Origin of the sequence: Chryseobacterium sp. 22532, assembly GCF_052044665.1 — a bacterium.
In the GTDB taxonomy this organism is placed as follows: domain Bacteria; phylum Bacteroidota; class Bacteroidia; order Flavobacteriales; family Weeksellaceae; genus Chryseobacterium; species Chryseobacterium lathyri.
Window position 1 is genome coordinate 1 of record NZ_JBQENJ010000002.1, and the last position, 23,719, is coordinate 23,719.

At 37.0% G+C, this 23,719-nt stretch carries 21 protein-coding genes and 1 pseudogene; 14 read left to right on the forward strand and 8 right to left on the reverse strand.

The genetic code is table 11. The annotated features are described in order from the left end of the window. The 5 genes and pseudogenes from ACTJIV_RS04275 to ACTJIV_RS04295 all read left to right on the forward strand — a co-directional run. Positions 1-323, forward strand: a pseudogene (locus ACTJIV_RS04275) (MvdD family ATP-grasp ribosomal peptide maturase); the annotation flags it as partial. Positions 324-437: 114 nt separating this feature from the next. Continuing rightward, on the forward strand, positions 438-1,382 hold the full coding sequence (locus ACTJIV_RS04280; protein ID WP_223558897.1) for a BPSS1187 family protein: 945 nt from the start codon (positions 438-440) through the stop codon (positions 1,380-1,382). A gap of 8 nt (positions 1,383-1,390) precedes the next feature. After that, positions 1,391-2,404 (forward strand): NAD-dependent epimerase/dehydratase family protein, encoded by a 1,014-nt coding sequence (locus tag ACTJIV_RS04285; RefSeq protein ID WP_111960947.1) that lies wholly within the window; start codon positions 1,391-1,393, stop codon positions 2,402-2,404. Beyond that, positions 2,401-4,170, forward strand: coding sequence for an AMP-dependent synthetase/ligase (locus tag ACTJIV_RS04290; protein WP_336378189.1), 1,770 nt, complete (start codon positions 2,401-2,403; stop codon positions 4,168-4,170). The genes ACTJIV_RS04285 and ACTJIV_RS04290 overlap by 4 nt, the downstream gene beginning before the upstream one ends. A gap of 182 nt (positions 4,171-4,352) precedes the next feature. Then, positions 4,353-5,411: a diphosphomevalonate/mevalonate 3,5-bisphosphate decarboxylase family protein gene (locus ACTJIV_RS04295; protein WP_440625812.1), complete on the forward strand. Its 1,059-nt coding sequence runs from the start codon at positions 4,353-4,355 to the stop codon at positions 5,409-5,411. Positions 5,412-5,660: 249 nt separating this feature from the next. On the opposite strand, the gene ACTJIV_RS04300 is transcribed toward ACTJIV_RS04295, so the two are convergent. Continuing rightward, positions 5,661-6,323, reverse strand: coding sequence for a DUF2461 domain-containing protein (locus ACTJIV_RS04300; RefSeq protein ID WP_440625814.1), 663 nt, complete (start codon positions 6,321-6,323; stop codon positions 5,661-5,663). Positions 6,324-6,825: 502 nt separating this feature from the next. On the opposite strand from ACTJIV_RS04300, the gene ACTJIV_RS04305 reads away from it, so the two are divergent. The 7 genes from ACTJIV_RS04305 (at position 6,826) to ACTJIV_RS04335 (ending at position 13,901) form a co-directional block, all read left to right on the forward strand. Beyond that, a complete protein-coding gene (locus ACTJIV_RS04305; protein WP_111960951.1) occupies positions 6,826-8,535 on the forward strand; it encodes a DEAD/DEAH box helicase in 1,710 nt (569 codons plus the stop codon). A 149-nt stretch (positions 8,536-8,684) separates the two neighbouring features. Further along, positions 8,685-9,323 (forward strand): DUF47 domain-containing protein, encoded by a 639-nt coding sequence (locus ACTJIV_RS04310; protein WP_040998750.1) that lies wholly within the window; start codon positions 8,685-8,687, stop codon positions 9,321-9,323. A 19-nt stretch (positions 9,324-9,342) separates the two neighbouring features. Beyond that, on the forward strand, positions 9,343-10,485 hold the full coding sequence (locus ACTJIV_RS04315) for an inorganic phosphate transporter (protein ID WP_111960952.1): 1,143 nt from the start codon (positions 9,343-9,345) through the stop codon (positions 10,483-10,485). Between the two features lie 103 nt (positions 10,486-10,588). Then, positions 10,589-11,560, forward strand: coding sequence for a polyprenyl synthetase family protein (locus tag ACTJIV_RS04320; protein WP_111960953.1), 972 nt, complete (start codon positions 10,589-10,591; stop codon positions 11,558-11,560). Between the two features lie 86 nt (positions 11,561-11,646). Further along, positions 11,647-12,606 (forward strand): GSCFA domain-containing protein, encoded by a 960-nt coding sequence (locus tag ACTJIV_RS04325; RefSeq protein ID WP_440625817.1) that lies wholly within the window; start codon positions 11,647-11,649, stop codon positions 12,604-12,606. After that, positions 12,599-13,126 (forward strand): DUF4269 domain-containing protein, encoded by a 528-nt coding sequence (locus ACTJIV_RS04330; RefSeq protein WP_440625819.1) that lies wholly within the window; start codon positions 12,599-12,601, stop codon positions 13,124-13,126. The genes ACTJIV_RS04325 and ACTJIV_RS04330 overlap by 8 nt, the downstream gene beginning before the upstream one ends. Positions 13,127-13,130: 4 nt before the next feature. After that, the gene (locus ACTJIV_RS04335; RefSeq protein WP_440625821.1) at positions 13,131-13,901 is read left to right on the forward strand and encodes a TatD family hydrolase; all 771 of its coding nucleotides are present in this window, start codon (positions 13,131-13,133) and stop codon (positions 13,899-13,901) included. A gap of 82 nt (positions 13,902-13,983) precedes the next feature. Here ACTJIV_RS04335 and ACTJIV_RS04340 read toward each other — a convergent pair whose 3' ends face one another. The 6 genes from ACTJIV_RS04340 to ACTJIV_RS04365 form a co-directional block, all read right to left on the reverse strand. Beyond that, a complete protein-coding gene (locus ACTJIV_RS04340) occupies positions 13,984-15,279 on the reverse strand; it encodes a DEAD/DEAH box helicase (protein ID WP_111960958.1) in 1,296 nt (431 codons plus the stop codon). 87 nt (positions 15,280-15,366) lie between these two features. Continuing rightward, complete coding sequence (locus tag ACTJIV_RS04345) at positions 15,367-15,855, reverse strand: DUF6438 domain-containing protein (RefSeq protein ID WP_440625823.1); 489 nt, start codon at positions 15,853-15,855, stop codon at positions 15,367-15,369. A 63-nt stretch (positions 15,856-15,918) separates the two neighbouring features. Continuing rightward, complete coding sequence (locus ACTJIV_RS04350) at positions 15,919-16,710, reverse strand: hypothetical protein (RefSeq protein WP_440625825.1); 792 nt, start codon at positions 16,708-16,710, stop codon at positions 15,919-15,921. 3 nt (positions 16,711-16,713) lie between these two features. Continuing rightward, a complete protein-coding gene (gene obgE, locus ACTJIV_RS04355; RefSeq protein WP_111960961.1) occupies positions 16,714-17,697 on the reverse strand; it encodes a GTPase ObgE in 984 nt (327 codons plus the stop codon). 67 nt (positions 17,698-17,764) lie between these two features. Then, positions 17,765-18,343, reverse strand: a complete 579-nt coding sequence (locus ACTJIV_RS04360) for an adenylate kinase (protein WP_440625827.1) — start codon at positions 18,341-18,343, stop codon at positions 17,765-17,767. Positions 18,344-18,469: 126 nt separating this feature from the next. Continuing rightward, positions 18,470-19,024 carry a phosphoribosyltransferase gene (locus tag ACTJIV_RS04365; RefSeq protein ID WP_223558909.1) on the reverse strand — a complete coding sequence of 185 codons (555 nt, stop codon included), beginning with the start codon at positions 19,022-19,024 and terminating at the stop codon, positions 18,470-18,472. 415 nt (positions 19,025-19,439) lie between these two features. On the opposite strand from ACTJIV_RS04365, the gene ACTJIV_RS04370 reads away from it, so the two are divergent. Beyond that, complete coding sequence (locus tag ACTJIV_RS04370; protein WP_440625830.1) at positions 19,440-21,029, forward strand: ABC-F family ATP-binding cassette domain-containing protein; 1,590 nt, start codon at positions 19,440-19,442, stop codon at positions 21,027-21,029. Between the two features lie 192 nt (positions 21,030-21,221). Here the strand turns inward: ACTJIV_RS04370 and ACTJIV_RS04375 are convergent, their stop codons facing one another. After that, positions 21,222-22,154 carry an alpha/beta fold hydrolase gene (locus tag ACTJIV_RS04375; RefSeq protein ID WP_440625832.1) on the reverse strand — a complete coding sequence of 311 codons (933 nt, stop codon included), beginning with the start codon at positions 22,152-22,154 and terminating at the stop codon, positions 21,222-21,224. Positions 22,155-22,367: 213 nt separating this feature from the next. Here ACTJIV_RS04375 and ACTJIV_RS04380 point away from each other — a divergent pair, with 213 nt between their 5' ends. Beyond that, positions 22,368-23,654: an adenylosuccinate synthase gene (locus tag ACTJIV_RS04380; RefSeq protein WP_111960966.1), complete on the forward strand. Its 1,287-nt coding sequence runs from the start codon at positions 22,368-22,370 to the stop codon at positions 23,652-23,654. The last annotated feature ends 65 nt before the right edge of the window (positions 23,655-23,719 follow it).

The window sequence follows — 23,719 nt, forward strand, 5'->3', positions numbered from 1 at the left end:
TTGAAATAGATTCCCAGCAGTCCGAAGATGCAAAGGTGGACTGGAGAAAAGACGGGGTAAATCTGCTTACCAAATGGATAAGAACAGAACTTCCTTCAGATATTGAAGCTAAGCTTCTGGAACTTTTAGATGTTTACAATGTAGATTATGGTGCTATAGACATCATTGTTTCTCCCGAAGACGAATACTATTTCATCGAGATCAATGCTGCAGGAGAATTTTTCTGGTTAGATAATTTAACGGAAGAAAACCTGATTTCCAAAAGTATCGCAGACGTTCTCTGCGACAAAGCGCCAAGAAGAAATAATAGGATTTTGGTATAAATAAATCTAATTTTCAACAATTCCTAAAAAGTCATAAAATTTAAGCAACAGCCATGCAAAAATACTTTTATCATTAGCTAAAATACTACCTTTGTGAAATAAGCACATAAAGGAATGAAAAAAGGTATTAGTAGGAACATTCTGGTTATAATTATAGCTTTAATGTATGTTCCTGTAATGGTAACAGCACAAAAAAATATAGATTCAGCTGTTTACAAAATAATTAAAGTGAAACCAAGCAAGCTAGATCAATCTGTCCGGATGGCGGACGATCCCCATATTGTTTTTTATGATCCAAAAGTAAAAAATAATAAAATTTTGCTTTGGCTTACAGGAACAGGAGGAACAACAAAACATGTTCCCGAATTATTTATCAATACGGCTTTAGAAAGCGGGTATAGAGTAATTGCACTTTCGTTTATCTCTGAACCGGGAGTTTCTCAGGTTTGCATAGGGGATACTTTAAATTCAGATACAGATTGTGCTGCTGAATTTAGAAGGATGAGAATTTACGGAACACCCGCTTTTTCTTTAATTCCGGATAAGCCTCAGGATGCAATAGTACCCAGGCTGACAAAACTGTTACAAAGTCTTTCAAAATCTGATCTTCAGGGAGGCTGGTCTGTCTATCTGAAAAATGAAAATCCTGATTGGAACAAAATTGCCATTGCCGGACAGTCACAAGGCGGAGGTATGGCAGAATTTATTGCTCAGAATAATTCTGTAGACAGGGTCATTAGCTTTTCAGGCGGTTGGGATTATTCAGATTCTAAAGAGAAAAAAATTGCCGGCTGGTATTTTAATAAAAGCAAAACACCGGTAGAGAAATGGTATGCCGCCTATCATATTGATGAAGTAGCTGCTAAATCTTTAATAGAAATATGTACCGCATTAAAAATCCCAAAAGATCATATCTTTGCCTTAGATAAAAAAATAGACTTTTCATTAGAGAATCCCAATAAAGGAAATAAAAAGAATCCTTATCATACAGAAGGTATTAAAAATACGATATATAAACCTGTATGGCAGACAATGCTTGGGAGCGGAAAAATAAATTAAATCAGTAAATGATATTTGTAACAGGAGCAACGGGAATTTTGGGTAGAGTAATCGTTTTGGAACTTTTAAAAAGAGGAAGAGACGTACGTGCCTCCAAAAGACCGGGCAGCAATTTGAACGATGTAAAACATTCTTACGGCTTCTATACGGAGAATCCCGAAGATCTTTTTAATAAGATCGAGTGGGTAGACGTAGATTTTGATAATCTTGATTCCCTTCAAAATGCATTGAAAGGGGTAGATGAGGTTTATCACTGCGCCGCAAAAGTAAGTTTCCATCCTCATGATGCAAAAGAAATGTACCATACCAATGTAAAAGGTACAGAAAATCTGTTGTTTGCCTGCGAAGGTACAGAAGTGAAAAAATTTCTGCACGTAAGCACAATTGCTGTTTTGGATGTTTTTAATGAAAAAGGAGAACTGGACGAAACTTCAGAATTTAATCCCAAAGAAGAACATTCTGCTTATGCTGTTTCCAAACATCTTGCTGAAATGGAAGTCTGGAGAGCGTCTGCTGAAGGGCTGAACACCATAATTGTGAATCCGGGAATGATCATCGGAAGTGGAAACTGGGGACAGAGCAGTGGAGATATATTTCCTACGTTTGAAAAAAACGGCTTTACATTTTCAGGGGGAACCAGTTATATAGACGTTAGAGATGCTGCTCGGATTTCCATTGAGCTCATGGAAAAGAATGCTTTCGGAGAACGTTTTATTCTCATTTCCGAAAATAAAAGATATGCAGAGCTTGGAAAACAGATCAGATCACAGCTTGGTCTGAAAGAAGCGAAAATCCTTACAAAATCTCAATTGAGCCTGGGGAGATTTGCCAATATCCTTTTTGGATGGCTGATTCCGAAGCTGAGAATCATCACCAAATCAAATGTTGAATCCATATCATCGCTTAATACCATTTCCAACCAAAAAATTAAAAAAGAACTTGATTATCAATTTATTCCTGTGAAGGACAGTATTGATTTTCATCTTAAAAATTATATTAACGACAAAAAGCTGAATTCATGAATCTTGCAGCAGCAATTATCCTTAAAAATGTAGAAAAGCATCCGGTAAAATCAGCGATAGGCTTTAAAAAGAAAGATGAGGCGTGGAAAGAACTGAGCTGGAAAAAATTCGGTGAAATCGTTTTTAAAACAGCCAATGCACTAAAAAATGCAGGAATTCAGGAAAATGATAAAGTAGCCATTTATTCAGATAATTCCTCTGAATGGATGATTTTTGATCTGGCCTCAATGGCCATTGGTGCGGTTACCGTACCTGTTTACTCTACCAATAATGCAGAGCAGGCAGAATATATCATTAATGATTCCTCTGCAAAGGCTGTGCTTGTTGGCAGCCAGGAGCAGTATGATGCCTGTCTGGAGTTGTTGCAGAAAGAAGAAAATCAATTGGAAACCATTATTGTTTCCAAAAAATCTGTCTGGATCAAGAAAGAATTCAATAGTTTTTACCTCGAAGATTTCATTGCCAAATCTTCTCCTAAACTGGAGATCTGTAAAAAAGAATATGACGATACAGCAACCCTGATCTATACTTCTGGAACTACAGGAACTCCAAAAGGCGTAATGCTTACTCATGGCAATTTCATCAAAGCTTTCGATTCCCATTTTGAATTTTTTAAATTCAAAAATTTTGAAGAAGAATTGTCATTGGCATTTCTTCCATTAAGCCATGTTTTCGAAAGAAGCTGGAGCCTGCTTTGTTTGTATGGTGGTGCGAGAGTTTATTTCTTAGAAGATCCAAAAAATATTGCCAAAACTCTGGAAGAAGTGAAACCTACCATGATGTGTGCGGTGCCGAGGTTTTTCCAGAAAGTATATGCCGGTGTTCTCGAAAAAGCAGAAGAAGGTTCATCATTGAAGAAAAAAATCTTCGACTGGGCATTGGCAACAGGATGGCAGACTGCAGAACTGAGAAGAAACGAAAAACAGATTCCTCTCGGGTTAAAACTGAAAGAATCCGTGGCAGATATGTTGGTGTTCAGCAAAATTAAAGAAAAGATGGGCGGAAGGCTGTGGTTCCTACCTTGTGGAGGAGCATCCCTTTCACCGGAAGTTACAAAATTCTTCGACTCGGTGGGAATTCACGTAACAGTAGGCTATGGACTGACCGAAACAACGGCAACACTGACGCTTTTCCCATTAACACATTTCGAGCACGGAACAAGCGGAAAACCTTTGCCGGGTGTAGAAATCCGCATCGGAGAAAATGACGAGATCCAGGCTAAAGGAAACGGGATTATGAAAGGCTATTACAATAAACCCGAAGAAACACAGAAAGTTTTCACGGAAGACGGATGGTTCAAAACCGGGGATGCCGGAAAATTTGATGATAAAGGAAACCTGATTATCACAGACAGGATCAAAGATCTGATGAAAACGTCCAACGGAAAATACGTAGCCCCACAGCAGATCGAGAATCTTCTTACCAATAATAATTTTATCCAGCAGATTATGCTTGTAGCGGAAGGCAGGCAGTTTGTTTCAGCTCTTATCGTTCCTAACTTCGAGTTTCTGCAGGACTTTATGAAGAAAAACAATATTCCTTTTACCAACTGGGAAGAAGCGGTGGAAAATGAGAAAATCATTGCTTTATACAAAGAAAAAATTAAAGAACTGCAGGTTCACCTGGCGGATTTTGAAAAAGTGAAAAAATTCACATTAATGCCTGCTGAATTTGATATCAATACAGGCGAAATTACGCCTACATTGAAGGTCAAAAGAAATGTGGTTCTTAAAAAATATGCAGATATTATAGAAAAAATGTATTAAAATAAAACGATCTAAATCACAAAAGACACAAACGGCTTTTTCAATAAAAAGTCAGAGATTTTTGAAAACTTAAGTGGTCTAGAATAGACAGTTTTATCTAACTTTATCAATAACTCAAGTGTTAAGATTCTTTTGTGACTTTTGTGGTTAAATAAAAGCGTTTTACCATTTTAAATCAGACTATGACAACACAAGAATTCCTAGGAAAACAAAATTTCACTATCCATACTCAGACAGTTTCAGAAAGCTGTCCATCCAATATTGCCCTGATCAAATACTGGGGCAAATACGATAATCAGATTCCTGCAAACCCAAGCATCAGTTATACATTGAATCATTGTAAGACCAATACTTCTATAGAATTTCTGGCAGATGAACCTTTCTCTGTTCAGACTTTCCTGTCAGGAAATGAGGAGGTGAAATTTGCTGAAAAAATAGAAAAGTATTTTAAAAATATTGAACAGTATCTTCCATGGATTCTGAAAGGAAAATACATCATCAAAACAGAAAATACCTTTCCCCACAGTTCCGGGATTGCGAGCTCTGCTTCTGGGTTCGGAGCTATTGCCAAATGCCTGATGAAGCTGGATGCAGAATTTTCAGGAGATCAATCTGAAGAAGAATCATTAAGAAAAGCATCATTTTTAGCAAGATTAGGAAGCGGAAGCGCATGCAGAAGTCTATACAATGGATTGGTGGTCTGGGGAACATCAGATGAGGTAGCAGGAAGTTCAGATCTGTTTGCGGTAAAATATCCGGATACCGAAATTCATGATATATTTAAAAGCTTCAACGACTGGGTGCTGTTGATCCATGAAGGCCAGAAAAGTGTTTCCTCAACGGTAGGACACGGCTTGATGAATACCAATCCTTATGCTGAAAGAAGATTTCAGGAAGCAAGAGACAATTTTGTTCCGATGAAGGAAATTCTTAAAAGCGGAAATATGGAACAGTTCATCACATTGGTAGAACATGAAGCACTTACTCTTCACGCCATGATGATGATGAGTGATCCTGCTTTTATCCTGATGAAAACCGGAACACTGGAAGTGATCAATAAGATCTGGGATTTTAGAAGAGAAACGGCTCTTCCGCTATTCTTCACACTGGATGCAGGAGCTAATGTTCATCTTCTATTCCCTGACAATGGATCTGAAGATACAATCAAAGCATTTATCGAAACAGAATTACTGCAGCATACCCAGAAAAATGGAGTAGTGAAAGATGTAATGAAGTTTTAAGAATAAAGAATATCAATATCTGCTTGATCTGCTAAATCTGCGAGTGCAAAAAGTTTCTCGCAGATTTAGCAGATCAAGCAGATTCTTTTTAATACTAATCTTAATTAAAATGTATTGATTAAGGTATCATATCTCTGCTTCATCAAATCAATGCAATTGATTCCCTCTTTGCAGGTTTAAAATTACAAGGTTAAAAATTACCCTTTGCGTTAAAAAATATGTAGTACGCAAAGAAAATTAATCAAAATTTTATTGAAAGGGGGCATTCAGGAAATCATTAAAAGGCTTCATAAGCTTAAAGATCTTAGTGATGTTTTTTATGGCTTTTTTATCCAGAATTTCTTCGTCTTTTAAATAATAAATCACAATAAAATTCTTTAATTTCAGATATTCGCCCATTGGATCTTCTTTCTCAAATCCCTGAGGAATTTTTTTCAGTTTATCATCCTGATCCAGCTCTGGGAAGTGCTTTTTGAAGTCTTTTTGATTGATGATCTTAAGGAAATCGTCGCCATATAACGAAATTTCTTTCCTTACTTCTTTCAGGACAGACGATTCCGGCATATAGATACCGCCTGCAAGAAAAGACTTTCCTGGTTCCATATGAAGATAATAGCCTCCTTTCTGGCTTCCTTTGCCCATTCCCAGAGATGCTCCAAAATTGGTTTTGTATGGTGATTTGTCTTTTGAAAACCTTGTATCCCTGTAAATTCTAAAGAGTGATTTTTTACCATCAATTTTCCCTAATTCTTCATCAAAACCGGACATTTCTTTGATCAGTCCATCAAGGAAGGTAATAACATTTTCCTGTGCCTCGGTATAAGCGGCTTTATTTTCATTAAACCATTCACGGTTGTTGTTAACGGTTAGGTTTTTTAGAAATGTCAGTGTTTCCGGATTTATACTATTCATGTTTTTAATGTTTAATATGATGTGCTGTTGAATTTATTTAAACCAAGTTAAAAAATAAAGTTATGCTGACCAAACTTATATACTGCAGTCCATGCCTTAAAATAAAAGCAGGCAATTCCTGCAGTTTAAAAAAATAAATATAATACTTAAAATAACCGGACGTAAAGAAAATTATGCTTAACTATTGAGTGATCAATATCTAAAAACTGCGGCAGCTAAAGGAAATAACGCGGTTGGGAAAGAAAGGTAATTTTAAAGAAAAATTTACCATGAATAATGTTATTTTTGAAAATTCATAAATAATACCGAAAAAATCAATCCAATTTAATAAAAAAAAATAATGTTTAACATGTTTTTAATGCAGACCGTGTTTTTTTGGATTTAATTTTTTAAAAATTAAGAAATTATTAAAGGATTCTGAATTAAAGTTTACATATTTAAAACTTTATTCAAAAACAAATCAAATATTTGTTGTATCTTTGCAAAAATTTTAAAATATTTAATGAATTTATTTACGGAGTCCAATTTAAGTCCTGACATCCTTAAGGCAGTTGGCGAACTGGGTTATGAAAGCCCGACAGAAATCCAAAAACAGACTATCCCTTTCATTCTTTCAGATATTCGCGATTTGATCGCACTTGCGCAGACAGGGACAGGCAAAACAGCAGCGTTTTCGCTTCCGATTTTGGATATGATTGACGAAACGAGTCGCAAAATCCAATTTTTGGTCCTTTGTCCGACACGGGAATTATGTCTTCAGATTTCTAAAGACATAAAAAATTATTCCAAATACATGAAAGACATCAAAACCACAGCGGTTTACGGTGGAAGCAGTATTATGGATCAAATTCGCTCTTTAAAGGACAAGCCACAAATTATTGTAGGTACTCCTGGTAGAGTAATTGACCTTATCAACAGAAAAGCACTTGATTTTTCTGCCATTCATTGGTTAGTTTTAGACGAGGCTGATGAAATGCTTTCTATGGGTTTCAAAGATGAATTGGAAACAATTTTAAGCGAAACACCTGACACAAAGCAAACTTTCTTATTCTCGGCAACGATGAACAAAGAAGTAGAGAGAATTTCTAAAAATTATCTTACCAATCCTCACCGTATTTCTGTAGGTTCTATTAACGAGGTTAAAAAGAACATTAAGCATGAATACTATGTAGTGGGTTACCGTCAGAAAAAAGAAGCTCTTAAGAGATTAATTGATGCAAACCCTAACCAGTATTCTATTCTTTTCTGCAGAACAAGAATGGAAACTCAGGAAGTCGCAGATTTCTTGATGCAGAATGGTTATGCGGCAGATGCTCTTCACGGAGATCTTTCCCAGGCACAGAGAGATACGGTAATGAAGAAATTCAGACTGAAAAACATTGATATCCTTGTTGCAACTGACGTTGCTGCAAGAGGTTTGGATGTGAACTCTTTAACCCACGTGATCCATTATTCTTTACCTGATGATCCGGAAGTATTCGTTCACAGAAGCGGAAGAACCGGAAGAGCTGGAAAAGACGGTATTTCAATGGCATTAATAAAGCCGGAAGAAAGCAGAAAGCTGAAACAGATCAAATCTGCAACTAAGATTGATATTGTAGAAAAATTTATTCCAACGGGTGATGATATTATCAAAGCTCAGGTTGGAGGAGTTTTTGAAAAACTATTTACAGAACACGAAGAAGATATATTTGAATTCAACGACAGTTTGATTCCTGATCTGAGTGCTTTCACTAAAGAAGAACTTGTTCATAAATTGTTACAGTTCCAGTTGAAAGATCTTGCGTTGTACTACAAAGATAAGCATGACCTTGTTGAGCAGAAGTTCAGTACCAGAGATGATGATTATTCAAGAAGAGACAGAGGACGCGACAGGGACAGAGACAGAGGAAGAGAACGTGGAGATCGTGATACCAGAGGCAGCAGAGATAGCAGAGACCGTGGTGGAAAACCTAGAAGAAAGGACGAAAACATGGTAAGATTCTTCTTCAACCTTGGGAAAAAAGATCAGTTGAAAAAACTTGATGTATTAGATATCATCAATAAAGCAACAGCCGGGAAAAGCAAAAAAAGAGCGGAAATCGGTGATATTGAAATCCTGGAGAAATTCTCTTTCTTTGAAGTGGAAAAATCATTCCAGGAAAATGTAATGAGCAATATTCCTTCAATGAAATTTAAAGGAAAAGAAATGAGAGCTGAAGTAGCAAACTAAGGCATCTCAAGATATATAAAACCGGCTTTTGGCCGGTTTTTTTATTTGATAATCAAGTGTTAACCTAATGTTAACAAAACTTAATGTTATATTGTTTCAGGGCAAATCCTTTTTTAGGAAATTTGCACTCAAATTATAAATACATAAAAATGGGAATTGGTAATATTTTCCACGCTTTTCAACCAAAAGATAAAATCTTCTTTGTGCTTTTTGAAAAAGTAACGGAGAACCTAGTGGCAATGTCTGAAGACTTTAATAACGGTATCAAAGATTTCGATCTTAATGATGATACAATGTTAAAAAGAATGAGTGACTACGAGCACAAAAACGACGAACTTACCCATGAGATCTTTGTTGAATTAGGAAAAAACTTCATTACGCCGTTCGACCGTGAAGATATTCACACCCTGGCAACCGGCCTTGATGATATCGCTGATTACATCTACGCTTCCACAAAATACATCTTCCTATACAAATCGCCTGAAATGAAGGCTTATTCAGATTTTTCATTACTGATCCACAAAGCTTGTCTTGAGATCCAGAATGCAATGAAAAACCTAAAAGGATTCAAAAATATGGACCAGGTAAAAGAAGCATGTATCAAAGTGAACTCTATTGAAAACATTGCAGATGACCTGCTTTCCAACTCGATGGTAGATCTTTTTGAAACTAATGATGCCATTAACATTATCAAAGTTTCATCTGTACTTAATTATCTTGAAATAGTAACTGACAAAGCAGAAGATGTTGCCAACACGATTGAGAACATCATGATTAAATACGCTTAAACAATTATAACTTACAGAAATGGAATTTCCGATTTTACTTACGGTTATTATTGCTTTGGCATTAATTTTCGATTATATTAATGGTTTTCATGATGCGGCCAATTCAATTGCAACCATTGTTTCCACAAAAGTTTTAAGCCCTTTTCAGGCTGTACTTTGGGCAGCACTCTGGAACTTCGCAGCCTTCTTTTTAGCAGCCTATGTGATAGGTGAGTTCAGGATAGGGAATACAATTGCTAAAACAGTGAATGAGAATTTCATCACGCTTGAAGTAATATTTTCAGGTCTTTTAGCGGCAATCGCATGGAATCTTTTAACATGGTGGTTTGGTATCCCGTCTTCATCTTCCCATACCCTTATCGGAGGATTTTTAGGAGCGGCTCTGATGCATGCTTTTATGCTGGACTATCACGATGTAGTAGCGACACAACCTAACCTGGGATTGTTTGATACATTATCACAGGCTTTTCATCAGTTAACAACTCAGAGTGTTGTGAAATTTGATAAAGTAATTCCTATTTTCCTGTTCATTTTCATGGCTCCTGTGATAGGGATGGTAATCTCGATCATCATTACATTAATTATTGTTCACCTTTACAAAAGATCAAACCCGTATAAAGCAGACCAGTCTTTCAAGAGATTGCAGCTTGTTTCCTCAGCACTTTTCAGTGTAGGACACGGTCTGAATGATGCTCAGAAAGTAATGGGAATTATTGGAGCAGCCCTTATTTACTATCACGTGGAGATGCTTCATGATCCGGTATATCTTAACATTCCGTCTGCCGGTCGTTTTGACTACTTTGCACAGCATTATCTTTGGGTTCCTTTGGTGTCATTCCTTGCAATTGGTTTAGGAACTATGAGTGGCGGTTGGAAGATCATTAAAACAATGGGAACGAAAATTACAAAGGTGACTCCATTAGAAGGAGTAAGTGCTGAAACTGCAGGAGCGATCACGCTTTTTATTACAGATCAGCTTAGTATTCCTGTATCTACAACACATACCATCACCGGTTCTATCATTGGGGTAGGATTAACGAAGAGAATTTCTGCTGTAAGATGGGGGATTACGGTAAGCCTTCTTTGGGCCTGGATATTAACGATTCCAATTTCAGCAATTGTGGCTGCGGTTACTTATCTTGCAGTAACGTTTCTGTCTTAATTTAAATGTTCAAATACATCATATAAACTTTGTCCCTCTGGACAAAGTTTTTTGTTTTATAAAGCCTTGAAAAATTGTATTTTTGTTTAAACTATTAAATTTTATGGAATTTTTAGACAGATACCAGCAGATCGTTGCTGAAGCCATCACTAAGTATACTTTCAAAGACAAGCCTGCGGAACTCTACGATCCGATGAACTACATCATTTCCCATGGCGGGAAGCGTCTTCGTCCTATTATGGTGCTAATGGCCTGCGACCTTTTCGGGGGAGACCTTAAACAGGCTATAAAACCTGCGCTGGCCATTGAATTTTTCCATAACTTCACACTTATCCATGACGATATTATGGATGAGGCTCCTTTAAGAAGAAATAAACCTACCATCCATACCCTTCATGGGATCAACGTTGGGATCCTTTCCGGAGACGGGCTGATGCTGAAAGCTTATAAGTTTTTCGAAGACCTTGAGCCTGAAATTTTCAAAGCATGTATCAGGATCTTTACCCATACAGGACTTCTTCTGTGTGAAGGACAACAGTACGACATCAATTTTGAAACTCAGGAGAATGTAACGTATGATGACTACATCAGAATGATTACTTATAAAACAGGAGTTCTGAGTGCATCTTCCTTTGAAATAGGGGCACTTATTGCAAAAGCTAATTTTAAAGATGCCAAGGCTATATTCAACTTTGGAAAGCATATTGGTATTGCGTTCCAGATTATGGATGATTATCTTGATGTATTTGGAGACCAGGCTCAGTTTGGGAAGAAACATGCCGGGGATATTTATGAAAATAAAAAAACAGTGCTGTATCTTTTAGCCAGAGAACATGCAACAGATGAAGAAAGAAGAGAGCTGGACCATTGGTATGGTAAGAAAACTGATAATATTGATAAAGTATATGGTGTTGAAAAGATCTTCAGAAGAACCAAAGTGGATGAAAAAGCATTGCGTCTGATCGAAAAGCACAATGAAATAGGGCAGAGCTACCTTGAGAAGATCAATATTCCCGAAGAAAAGAAAAAACCTTTCATAGAGCTGGCTAATTATCTGTTAAGAAGAGAGAGTTAAATAAAGGTAGTAGGAATTAGGGTGTAGGGATTAGTTATTTATTGTAGCTTCCTAACCCCTGATTTCTAAGCCCTAATCCCTTATTAATGAAATTCAGAACTGAAGTTGACATTCCGGGGTCAGAAAAAAAGATTGATATTGAAGATAAAATATTTTCAATAGGCTCTTGCTTTGCTTCAGAAATGGCAGATTTGCTGGGTCAGGGGCAGCTTCAGACGGTCAACAATCCGTTCGGAACTATTTTTAATCCGTTTTCGATCAGTAACGCTGTTAAAAGACTCCATGATTCAGAGTTTTATACAGAAGATGAGCTGATTACTTTTAACGATGAATTTATCTCCCTGGACCATCACAGCAGCTTCGACAGAAGATATGTCCATCAGACTCTGGACAGGATTAATACGGGGATAGAAGTAGGAAACAGGTTTTTGCAGGATGCAGGGTGGGTGATCATTACGTACGGAACTTCATTTATTTATGAATTTATCCCGAAAAAAAAACTGGCTGCCAACTGCCACAAAATCCCACAGAAGTTTTTTGAAAAACGGTTGCTTTCCCATCAGGAACTTACAGATTCCATTTATAATACAGTTTTAAACCTGAAAGATATCTGCAGGGATGATATACAGATCCTTTTTACTGTGTCACCTGTACGTCATACCAAGGATGGAATGATTGAGAATCAGCTCAGCAAATCCAAACTGATCACCGCTGTTCATGAAGCACTTTTGCAGCTGGAAAACTGCCATTACCTGCCCATTTATGAAATACTGATGGATGATCTGCGTGATTACCGTTTTTATAAGGAAGATATGATCCATCCGACATCGCAGGCTGTCAATTACATTTTTGATAAATTCGGAGAAGCCTATTTCTCAGATGAGACAAAAAGTTTTATCAAAGAAAATTTTAAGATCAGTAAAGCACTGGAACATAGAACTGATGATGAAAAGGATCCGAAGTATATTGAATTTAGAGAAAAATTAAATCAAAGAATTGAAGTTCAGAGGGAAAAAGTAAGGCATAAAATTTTTATAAATGATTGATTTCACGAACCTCGATTATTTGAAATCCGGAAACGAAAGGCAAAAAAGGGCTTATGAAGTTCTTGAAAAATATCAGATATTTGAGAAATTAAAGCCCTATTCTCCAGTTCTTGCCGGAACTATTCCGATTGAAATTGATATTGAAAACAGTGATCTGGATATCATTTGTGAAGTTGATCTTGAATTTGAAGAAGATTTTCTGAATGACATCATGTCTAACCGATTAAGTCCTGCAGATATTGAAGTGAAAATCGAGAATATCATTGTTGACGGAGAAAAAAGCATTATTCTGAACTTTATGCTGGAAGAATTTCCAATAGAGATTTTCGGCCAGAACAAACCCTCACTTGAACAGAATGCTTACCGGCATATGCTGGCTGAATATAGAATATTAAAAGAAAAAGGAGCAGATTTTAAACATAAAATAATAGAACTTAAGAAACAGGGAATCAAGACTGAACCGGCTTTCGGTTTACTGATGGACTTGAAAAACCCGTATGAAGATCTGTTAAAATTTTAAGACAATGATTGATACCCATACGCATTTATACGCTGAAGAATTTGATGAAGACAGAAAAGAAGCTATTCAAAGAGCTGTAGATAAAGGAATCACAAAATTTTATCTTCCTGCCATTGATTCGGAATCCCATGAAAAGATGCTTCAGCTGGAAGCTGAATATCCAGGGCAGATCATTTCCATGATGGGGCTTCATCCTTGTTATGTAAAGCCTGAATCCTGGGAAAAAGAGCTTGATATCGTTAAAAATTATCTGGACGAAAAGAATTTCCCGGCAATAGGAGAGATCGGAATCGACCTTTACTGGGATAAAACAACACTGGATATCCAGATTAAAGCCTTTGAACAGCAAATCGACTGGGCTATAGAAAAGGATCTTCCTATTGTGATTCATACAAGAGAAAGTTTTGATGAAACATTCGAGGTTCTGGAAAGAAAAAAGCATCCGAAGCTTCGTGGAATTTTTCACTGCTTTTCGGGAGATCTCGAACAGGCGAAACATGCCATTGATCTGAATTTTATATTGGGAATAGGCGGAGTTGTGACGTTCAAGAATGGGAAGATTGATCAGTTTCTGAATGAAATTCCTCTGGACAAGATCGTTCTGGAAACAGATTCACCTTATCTGGCTCCTGTTCCGCACAGAGGAAAAAGAAATGAAAGCTCTTACCTGGACCTCGTAGCCGGAAAGCTGGTGAATATCTATGGTAAGGATTTTTCTGAAATTGATAAAATCACTACTGAAAACGCACGTCAACTATTTGGTGCAGAAGAATAAATGATTAATTGTAATGAAAAGACATTCTGCCATTTAGTTTGTTAAATATAAAAAAGCCCTTTCGTTGGAAAGGGCTTTCGTATTATTTTTTTCTGGTGAAATTTTTATTCTTCGGTTTTTTAAAACTCGTTGGGGTGCTGCCTGCAGGCTTATTGTTATTATTTTGTGGCTTTGGAGACCTCGGAGGTCTTCTGTCACCACCGGCTGCCATAGGCTTGTTATTAGAATCTCTTTTCTGGGCTACAAGATCATCCGTGTGGAAAGGATGGTCTTTTATAACTGGAATTTTCTTTCCGATAAGTTTCTCCGTATTCCTTAAATTTAAAAGGTCAAGACTGTCTACAAAAGAAATCGAAGAGCCTTCAGCTCCCGCTCTTCCTGTTCTTCCGATTCTGTGAACATACGTTTCAGAAACATCAGAAAGCTCAAAATTGATTACATATTTAAGTTCATCGATGTCAATACCTCTTGCAGCGATATCTGTGGCGACCAGAATTCTTGTTTTTCCGGACTTAAAATTACTGAGGGCATTTTGTCTTGCATTCTGGGATTTATTCCCGTGAATAGCCTCTGCTGAGATATTATCTTTTTGCAGTTTCCTTGCAATTTTGTCAGCACCGTGTTTTGTTCTCGAAAATACCAGTACAGAATCTGCAATGTCATTCTCTAGAATATGGGAAAGAAGATTAAGCTTATTGTCTTTTTCTACAAAATAAACTGATTGCTTAATCGTTTCTGCAGTGGAAGAAACCGGAGTCACTTCTACCTTCACAGGATTATTCAGGATAGAATCTGCCAGTTTCTGGATTTCAGAAGGCATTGTTGCTGAAAAGAATAAAGTCTGTCTTCTTGGTGGAAGAAGTTTGATCACTCTTTTTACATCATGTACAAAGCCCATATCCAGCATTCTGTCTGCCTCATCAAGAACAAAGATCTCAATGTTTTTTAAGCTGATAATACCTTGAGCGATAAAATCCAGAAGTCTGCCGGGAGTTGCCACCAGAATGTCGATACCTTTTCTTAAGGCGGCCTCCTGATTTCCCTGCTTTACACCTCCGAAAATCACGAGCTGTTTGAGCGGAAGGTATTTTCCGTATGCATTAATATTTTCCTCGATCTGTATGGCAAGTTCTCTTGTTGGCGTTAAGATCAGGGCTTTTATATGATTATTTTTGGTCTTATTTTTTGATAAATTCTGAAGAATAGGAATAGCAAACGCCGCTGTCTTTCCTGTTCCTGTCTGTGCGCATCCTAAAAAGTCGCTGCCTTTTAAGATTTCAGGGATAGATCTCTCCTGAATGGGCGTGGGATTCGTATATCCCTGTTCCTGAATTGCTTTTGCAATAGGTTCTATTAAGTTTAGGTCTGTAAAATTCAAATGAACTGTTTTTTTAATTTAAAATAAAATTCCCTCAATGTGAAGGAATGATACGATGCAAAGGTAGTCTAAATATTTTTAAACGGATTATTTTACTTTTGCCCACTCTTGGTTATGTCTCAGGTCTTCAATGAACATGTAGACTTCCCTCAGTTTTTCACTTCCTCTTTTGCCATAGTCTTCTACGTTTTTGGAGGTTCCGTCCGTAAAATTAATTCTCAGATATGAAGTTGAGAGGTCCGTGATATTTCTTGTTCCGTATTTATCTTTTAGATTTTTCACGTCAAGACCATTCAGTAGAGAAACCAATTTGTTATAATCTGCTTCCTTGATTACCCCTTTAAAAGTTCCTTCACGCGGTTTTGAAAATTCACCTTTTGAAAAATCTTTCGAGAAATTAAAATGCTCAGCTTCCAATATGGCTGTTCTGTCTGGATTAATGGTCATGGTGAAGATAGGGCAGGATCCGAAACATGCTCCTGCTTCATATTCGATTTTAGCGTATTTTGAATTGGTTTTCTGGGTTGTACAAGAAAATAAAAATAAAAATGCACAAAGACTTAATATATATTTCATAGCGATGGTTTCCTGTTTTCTTTCAATAATTATTCCAAATGCTGAACTGTCGTAGTATAGAAACTATTCCAGAGATGAAACACAACAACCTTTGGTAAATGATAATCTTAATAGTATAGAATCATTATTCATTGATTCATAGTACTTTGTTCTCTTCTTGGCAGTATTGTAATAAGAATAGCTTTTTATTTCGCCTTTGTCAAACATGATCTTATTTTTGAAGAACAAAGGTTCCATATCGTACAGGATATTATTGTTGAAATTCTGGTCATCGTTGGTTACATCCAGTTCAATAATTCCCAGATTCGTTTTTGCTTTATTATTACGGATAAGATTATACTTATAATGGATAAGATCATTTTCCGTTTTCTTTTCAACCAACTCTAATATCTGATCAGTTTTCAATTTTTTCCTTTTTCTGATGTCAGCAATTTCAGATTCCAAAGGAATGTCGCCGGTGAAATAATCAAAATTTCCGGGTTTGATCTCTTTACTTTGATCCTTGATCGAAACAGGAAGTACAGGATTGGTATCTTTGTTTAAATTATAGATAATCCCATTTCTGCTGTTGTTAAAATACAACACAGAAAAATCACTTTCATTGGTGTAATATTCTATAATATCGCTCACCTCATTATCTGTACCCTGACCCTCTGCCTTTTCGTAAGTAAATTTATATTTTAACCTCTTGTTGAATTCATACTTAAAGAACGCCTTATTATTTAAAGGAGCATGTTCATCCTGTTTGGATGTTTCCATGAATGAAAAGCTGTCCTGAGCATAAGTCAGGGCAGGCAGGAGAAATGAAACAAAAATAACAGCGGGTGCTGTTATTTTCTTCAATGAGTGTATCATCTTTTATCCGTGAAGTTTTTTCCAGATTGCGTCTTTCAGTTCTACAAGGCCTTCTCCCGTTACACCAGAGAAAAATAATGGCTTTCTGTTTTCAGGGAATTCAGCAGAAATTTCTTTTTTCAGCTCATCATCCAGAAGATCTGATTTTGAAATAGAAATGATGAAATCTTTATCTAAAAGCTCAGGATTGTACTCCGTTAATTCGTTTTCCAGAATTTTAAACTCCTGGAAATGACTTTCAGAATCAGCCGGAATTAAAAATAATAAGATAGAATTTCTTTCAATATGTCTTAAAAATCTGTGTCCCAAACCTTTCCCTTCAGCAGCACCTTCAATGATTCCCGGAATATCAGCCATTACAAATGATTTGTAATTTCTGTAGTCCACAATACCAAGATTGGGGGTCAGAGTTGTAAATGCATAATTCGCGATTTTAGGCTTTGCAGCAGATACGGATGCAAGAAGGGTAGATTTTCCGGCATTTGGAAAACCAACTAAACCTACATCGGCCAAAATTTTAAGCTCGAAAACAACAAAACCTTCCTCGCCATCCATTCCCGGCTGTGCATATCTTGGAGTCTGGTTAGTAGAAGATTTGAAATGCTCATTTCCTTTTCCTCCTTTTCCTCCCTGCATCAAGATAATTTCCTGCTTGTCTTCAAGGATTTCACCGATAATTTCTCCCTCTTCATTTTTAGCGATAGTCCCAATCGGAACATCGATATAAATATCATCACCGTCAGCACCGGTCAGCTGGTTTTTCGCTCCGTTTTCACCCCGGTCAGCTTTTATATGACGGGTGTATCGAAGCGGAAGTAAAGTCCATTCCTGAGCATTTCCTCTCATGATGACGTGTCCGCCACGGCCTCCGTCGCCTCCATCCGGACCACCTTTAGGAATATATTTTTCACGGCGAAGGTGGGCAGAACCAGCACCTCCGTGTCCGCTTTTACAATGGATCTTTACGTAATCTACAAAGTTAGACATATAGTTTGTGTTGCGGGTTGTAGGTTACAGAATCTGAATTTTTCAAATCCTGTAACTCATATCCCGATTATTTAATTTTTTCGACTTCAGCGAAAAGCTTTTGGGAAATTTCGTCAATTTCTCCTACGCCGTTTACTTCAACATATTTTCCCTGCTGCTTGTAAAGTTCGGCAACTTCTGCTGTTTTAGTATAATATTCTTTAATTCTGTTTTCAATGATCTCCACATTACTGTCGTCAGATCTTCCGCTGGTTTCCCCTCTTTTCAGAAGTCTTTCCACTAAAATTTTGTCTTCTACTACTAACGAAAGACAGATATCAATCTTATCGTTCAGTTCCTCTGCTACAATTTTTTCCAAAGCTTCCGTCTGGGCAGTAGTTCTTGGGTAACCGTCAAAGATAAATCCGTTGGTATCGGTAGGTTTTCTGAGCTCGTCGACCAGCATATCCGTTGTTACCTGATCCGGAACCAGTTCTCCCTTATCGATATAAGACTTAGCCAGTTTTCCAAGCTCCGTATCATTTTTCATGTTATATCTGAAAAGATCACCTGTTGAAATCTGTTTTAAATTGAATTTTTCGATCAGGTTTTGAGCTTGTGTTCCTTTTCCACTTCCTGGAGGGCCGAACAGAACAATGTTTATCATAATGTTGATTCGCTTGCAGCTTCCGGCACTAAGCTTTCAGCCTTTAGCTTTTTTAGTTAATATTTACTTTATTTCGATTTTAATATTTAAAGCTAATGGCTAATAGCCAAAAGCTAGTAGCAGTAATTAATGGTTGATCTGTCCCTCTTCCAGTTGATACAGGTTTGAAAGGTTTCTTCCCAATTCATCATAATCAAGACCATAACCAAGAACAAATTTATTTGGAATCTCTTTTCCGATATAATCCAGCTTGAAATCTTTTTTGTAAACATCCGGCTTTAGTAAGAATGAAGCCAGCTTTACAGATTTAGGACGCTGTGTTTCCGTAAAATATTTGAACAGACTCTCAACCGTGTTTCCGGTATCTACAATATCTTCTACAAGAATAATGTGACGGTCTTTCACATCTTTAGTCAGTTCCATTTTTTGGTAAACAATCCCTGTGGACTCTGTTCCTGCATACGAGCTCATCTGAATAAAAGCAATTTCGCATTCGCCCGGATAGTATTTTAAAAGATCTGAGAAGAACATGATCACCCCATTCAGAACCCCGATGAAAACAGGAACCTCGTCTTTGTAATCTTCATAAATCCTTAACGCTGTTTCTTTTACAATTTCCTGAATTTCGGCGTCCTTCAGATAAGGAACGAAAGTTTTGTCGTGAACTTTAATGCTTTCCATAAAAAATTTTAGTAGTCGGCAAAGTTACGGATTTTTGATTAAAATCTTTTCTACTTTTATTCCGGATTTAATAAACATATCATTTAAAACGAATATCTTGAAATAATTCACCTTTTAAAGCTTCAATTATCATAATCTATTCGAAAAAATCTTCGTTTTTACAAGTCCTTTACGTAAAAGAAATTCTGATCCAATGAATTTAATCATTGTAAAAATATTGCTTTTTTTGTGCTTTTACCTTTGTTTTTTATATGAAGATTTTATGTTTTTTGACTAAAAAAAATGAATAATTAATAATTTGCTATCTTTGTATTTCTAAAACCCAATTATAACATGTAGGATTCGATTTCTTTCCGATTTTATCAAACAGTAGCCCAGGTGCTGCTGATGTTTAACTATTACTAAGAAAGAAATAATGATTTTACTGCAAAATATATCTTACGGGTTTCCCGGAGGGGATCTCCTTTTTAATTCAATCAATTTAACCATACAACCTCACACCGTATCGGCATTAGCCGGAAGCAACGGTATTGGGAAATCTACACTCCTGAAGATTATGGGTCAGGAGATTCAACCTTTAGAAGGAAGTGTAACCGTTAAGGGTGATGTATACTATGTTCCGCAGATGTTCGGAAATTTTGATCATCTGACTGTGGCAGAATGTTTTAAAATTGACAAAAAACTGAATGCTCTTCAAAAGATCACAAGTGGGGAAGTAGATGAAGAATATTTTGAAATTTTAAATGATGACTGGGATATTGAGGAACGCTGTCAGAATGCATTAAGTTACTGGAAACTTGAAGACCTGGACTTAAGTCAAAAGCTGGAAAGCTTAAGCGGAGGACAGAAAACAAAAGTTTTTCTGGCTGGTATTCAGATTAGTCAGCCGGACATTATCATTCTGGATGAACCTACGAATCATCTCGATCTGGAAGGACGAAATCTGTTGTATGATTTTATTGAAAAAACAAATTCGACTGTTGTGATTGTGAGCCATGACCGTACTTTGCTGAATTTGGTCGATACCATTTTTGAATTAAGCAATCAGGGAATTTCTACTTATGGTGGAAATTATGACTTTTATGCTGAACAGAAAGAAATAGAGCAGGAAGCACTCCAGAATGATATTCATGCTAAGGAAAGGGCCCTGAAAAAAGCAAAAGAAAAGGAACGGGAAACTATAGAACGCAAACAGAAACTGGATGCAAGAGGAAAACAGAAGCAGGAGAAATCCGGTGTAGCGAGAATTATGATGAATACCTTACGGAATAGTGCTGAAAAAAATACTTCTAAATTAAAAGGCGTTCATGCTGAAAAAATCAGCGGTATTTCCGGCGATCTTCGCGATCTTCGTTCTTCACTGAAAAATTCTGATCAGATGAAAGTGAATTTCAACGATTCCAATCTGCATTCCGGAAAAATTCTGATCAGTGCGGAAGACATTAATTTCAAATATGGACATGAAAATCTCTGGAAGGAAAATCTCAGTCTTGAGATCAGGAGTGGTGACAGAATTTCTATCAAAGGCTCAAACGGATCAGGGAAAACAACTTTGATAAAACTGTTGTTGGGAGGTTTACAACAGAATGTTGGTAATATTTCGAGGTCAGAATTTAATACGATTTACATTGATCAGGAATATTCCCTGATCGGGCACGAAATAAGTGTGTATGATTTTGTGAAGCAGTTTAATGACGGAGCAATGCAGGAATCTGAAGTGAAAACTCTGTTGGCCAGATTTCTGTTTGGAAAAGAAACCTGGGATAAGAAATGTGGAGTACTGAGCGGAGGAGAGCGATTAAGACTCCTTCTCTGTGGGCTTTCTATAAGCAGTAAAGCTCCTGATATGATTGTCCTTGATGAACCGACGAATAATTTGGACCTCCAGAACGTAGAAATCTTAACAGCATCTATTAAAGATTATAAGGGAACATTGTTGGTGATTTCACATGATGAGCTTTTCCTGGAAGAAATTGGGGTGGAAAGGGAGATTGTTTTGGACTAAATGAGGTGCTACGTTCTGATTGTTGTACGCTTCCCGTGGATTTTGCTAATTAAGCAGATGTTTTTTTGTTTTTTGTCATTGCGAGGAGCGCAGCGACGAAGCAATCTCTTATCTAAATATAAAGGAGTAGTCTGCAGGAGATATCATGGTTGAAAATCTCCCGCAGATTTTGCAGATGGCACAGATGTTATGTTATAAATGCTTCGACATCCACTGGTATATTTCATTGAAGACATCTTCCCTGATTTCTTCATTTAATATTTCGTGGCGCATTTCGGGGTAGATTTTCGTATGTACATCATTAAATCCATCCTGCTTCAAATGATTGATTGTCTGTAGCACGCCTTTGCTGAAATCTCCGATAGGATCATTCTGTCCGCTAATGAAAAGGAAAGGGAAGGATTTTGGAATAGAAGCAGCCCAGCTTCTTGCCGTTGCTTTTTTGTAAATACTGAACAATGCATAAAAAGCATTATTGGTAAAAGGAAGCCCGCAAAGCTCATCTTCAGTAAAAGCTTTTCTGTTAGCTGGATTCAGGCTGAGCCAGCTTGTGTCACTGAAATCCGGATCTTTCTTGAAATGTTTGTTATTGACAATATTGAAAAGAGTATTGAGGTAAGTAAGATGATGAGGCGCTATTTTGTTCGCTAATGAAAGATAACCTTTTATCAGACTGATGCCGGCCAGGGAACCTCCTGTTCCTGTAATAACTGCTCCGGTAAACTGGCTGCTGGCTCTCTGAAGAAGACAGCGGGTAACAAATGGTCCCATAGAATGTCCAATAACGAAGTGGGGAACCTCCGGATAGTGTTGGTGAAGATATTCACTCATTGCTTCAGCATCTGAAACAAGTTTTTCATCGGGTTGGTTCAGCTGGAAAAATCCGATGTCTTTTTTATCTTTTACGGATTTTCCATGTCCCAGATGATCATAAGTGAGTACAGCCAGCCCCCGGTCTGCAAAATAACCGGCAATTTCAGCATATCTTCCGCTGTGTTCCTGCATGCCGTGGATAATGAGTAAAGTAGCTTTTACAGGAACTGTATCAGGAGTGAACAGGGTATGGAAGAGTTTTGTCTCGCTGGTAGGTGTTGGGGAGAAGTAAGATGATTTTTTTGATGTCATATAGGTTGCCTTATTATTTCAGTAGACAATCAAATATAGGAATTAATAATTTTCTTTTTTACATTAAATATTTTGGACCGTCTGTCATGATAAAGAAATTTTTATATAATAAACACATGATTTCCACCTCACCCATAAAATAAATTTCCCTCATAATTTGCCCACCCTATTTTTAAAAAGTAATTTTGCATGAATCTAAAATAAAAGTAAAATATGTCAACTTACGTAGTTGTAGGTCTTCAGTATGGAGATGAAGGTAAAGGAAAAATCACGGATGTTTTATCGGCTAAATCGGATTATGTTGTTCGTTTCCAAGGGGGAGACAACGCTGGTCACACGGTTTATGTAGGCGAAGAAAAATTTGTACTTCACCTTCTTCCTTCTGGTGTACTGCAGTGCAAAGGGAAGTGTATCATTGCTAATGGAGTAGTGGTAAACCCAAAATCTTTCATTAAAGAGGTTGGCCAGATCGAGAGCAAAGGCTTGAGAACTGACCACATTTTTATCAGCAGAAGAGCGCATGTGATCATGCCTTACCACATTCTTTTGGATACTTACCGTGAAGAGGAACATGGAGGAACTCAGATCGGAACTACTAAAAAAGGAATCGGGCCATGCTATGAAGATAAGATCGCAAGAATCGGGATCAGAATGGTAGACCTTTTAAATCCTGAAATCTTAAGAGACAAAATTGAGAAAAACCTAAAAGTTAAAAATTCTCTTTTTGAAAAATACTACGGAAAGCCAACACTGGATGTAGAGGAAATTTATAACGAATTTTTAGCCATCGGAAAGCAGCTTCAGGACAGAATCGTAGATACGGAAGTAGAGTTGAATGAAGCGATCAGAGACGGTAAAAATGTTTTATTCGAAGGTGCTCAGGCATTGATGCTGGATATCGACTTCGGAACATACCCATACGTAACTTCTTCTTCACCTTCTACAGGAGGAGTTTGTACAGGAGCCGGTGTTCCGCCGACTTCACTTCAAAACCTTATCGGGGTTGCCAAGGCATATTGTACAAGAGTAGGAAACGGACCTTTCCCTTCCGAGCTGGATAACGAATTAGGAGAAAAGATCAGACAGATCGGCGGTGAATTTGGTGCTACAACCGGTAGACCAAGAAGAACAGGCTGGTTGGACCTTGTTTCTTTAAAGCACGCTTGTATGATTAACGGAATCAACAACCTGGTTATTACAAAATTAGACGTACTTACAGGAATTGAAAATCTGAAAATCGTTACACATTATAAGACTGAAGATGATAAGATCATTGATTATTTCACTTCTTCAACGGAGAAATTATACAACTACGAACCAATCTATCACGATTTACCGGGATGGAACGAAGATCTTACCAAAGTAAGAAGCTATGACGAGCTTCCGGATAATGCTCAGAAATATATAGAGTTTATTGAGGAATACCTGGGAATCAATGTATATTTGGTTTCTGTAGGTCCTGAAAGAAGCCAGAATATTATCAGAAAAGAATTATTCTAAATTTTAGAATACAATATAATAAAAAAGAGACTGTCACCTGACAGTCTCTTTTTTATTATATAAAT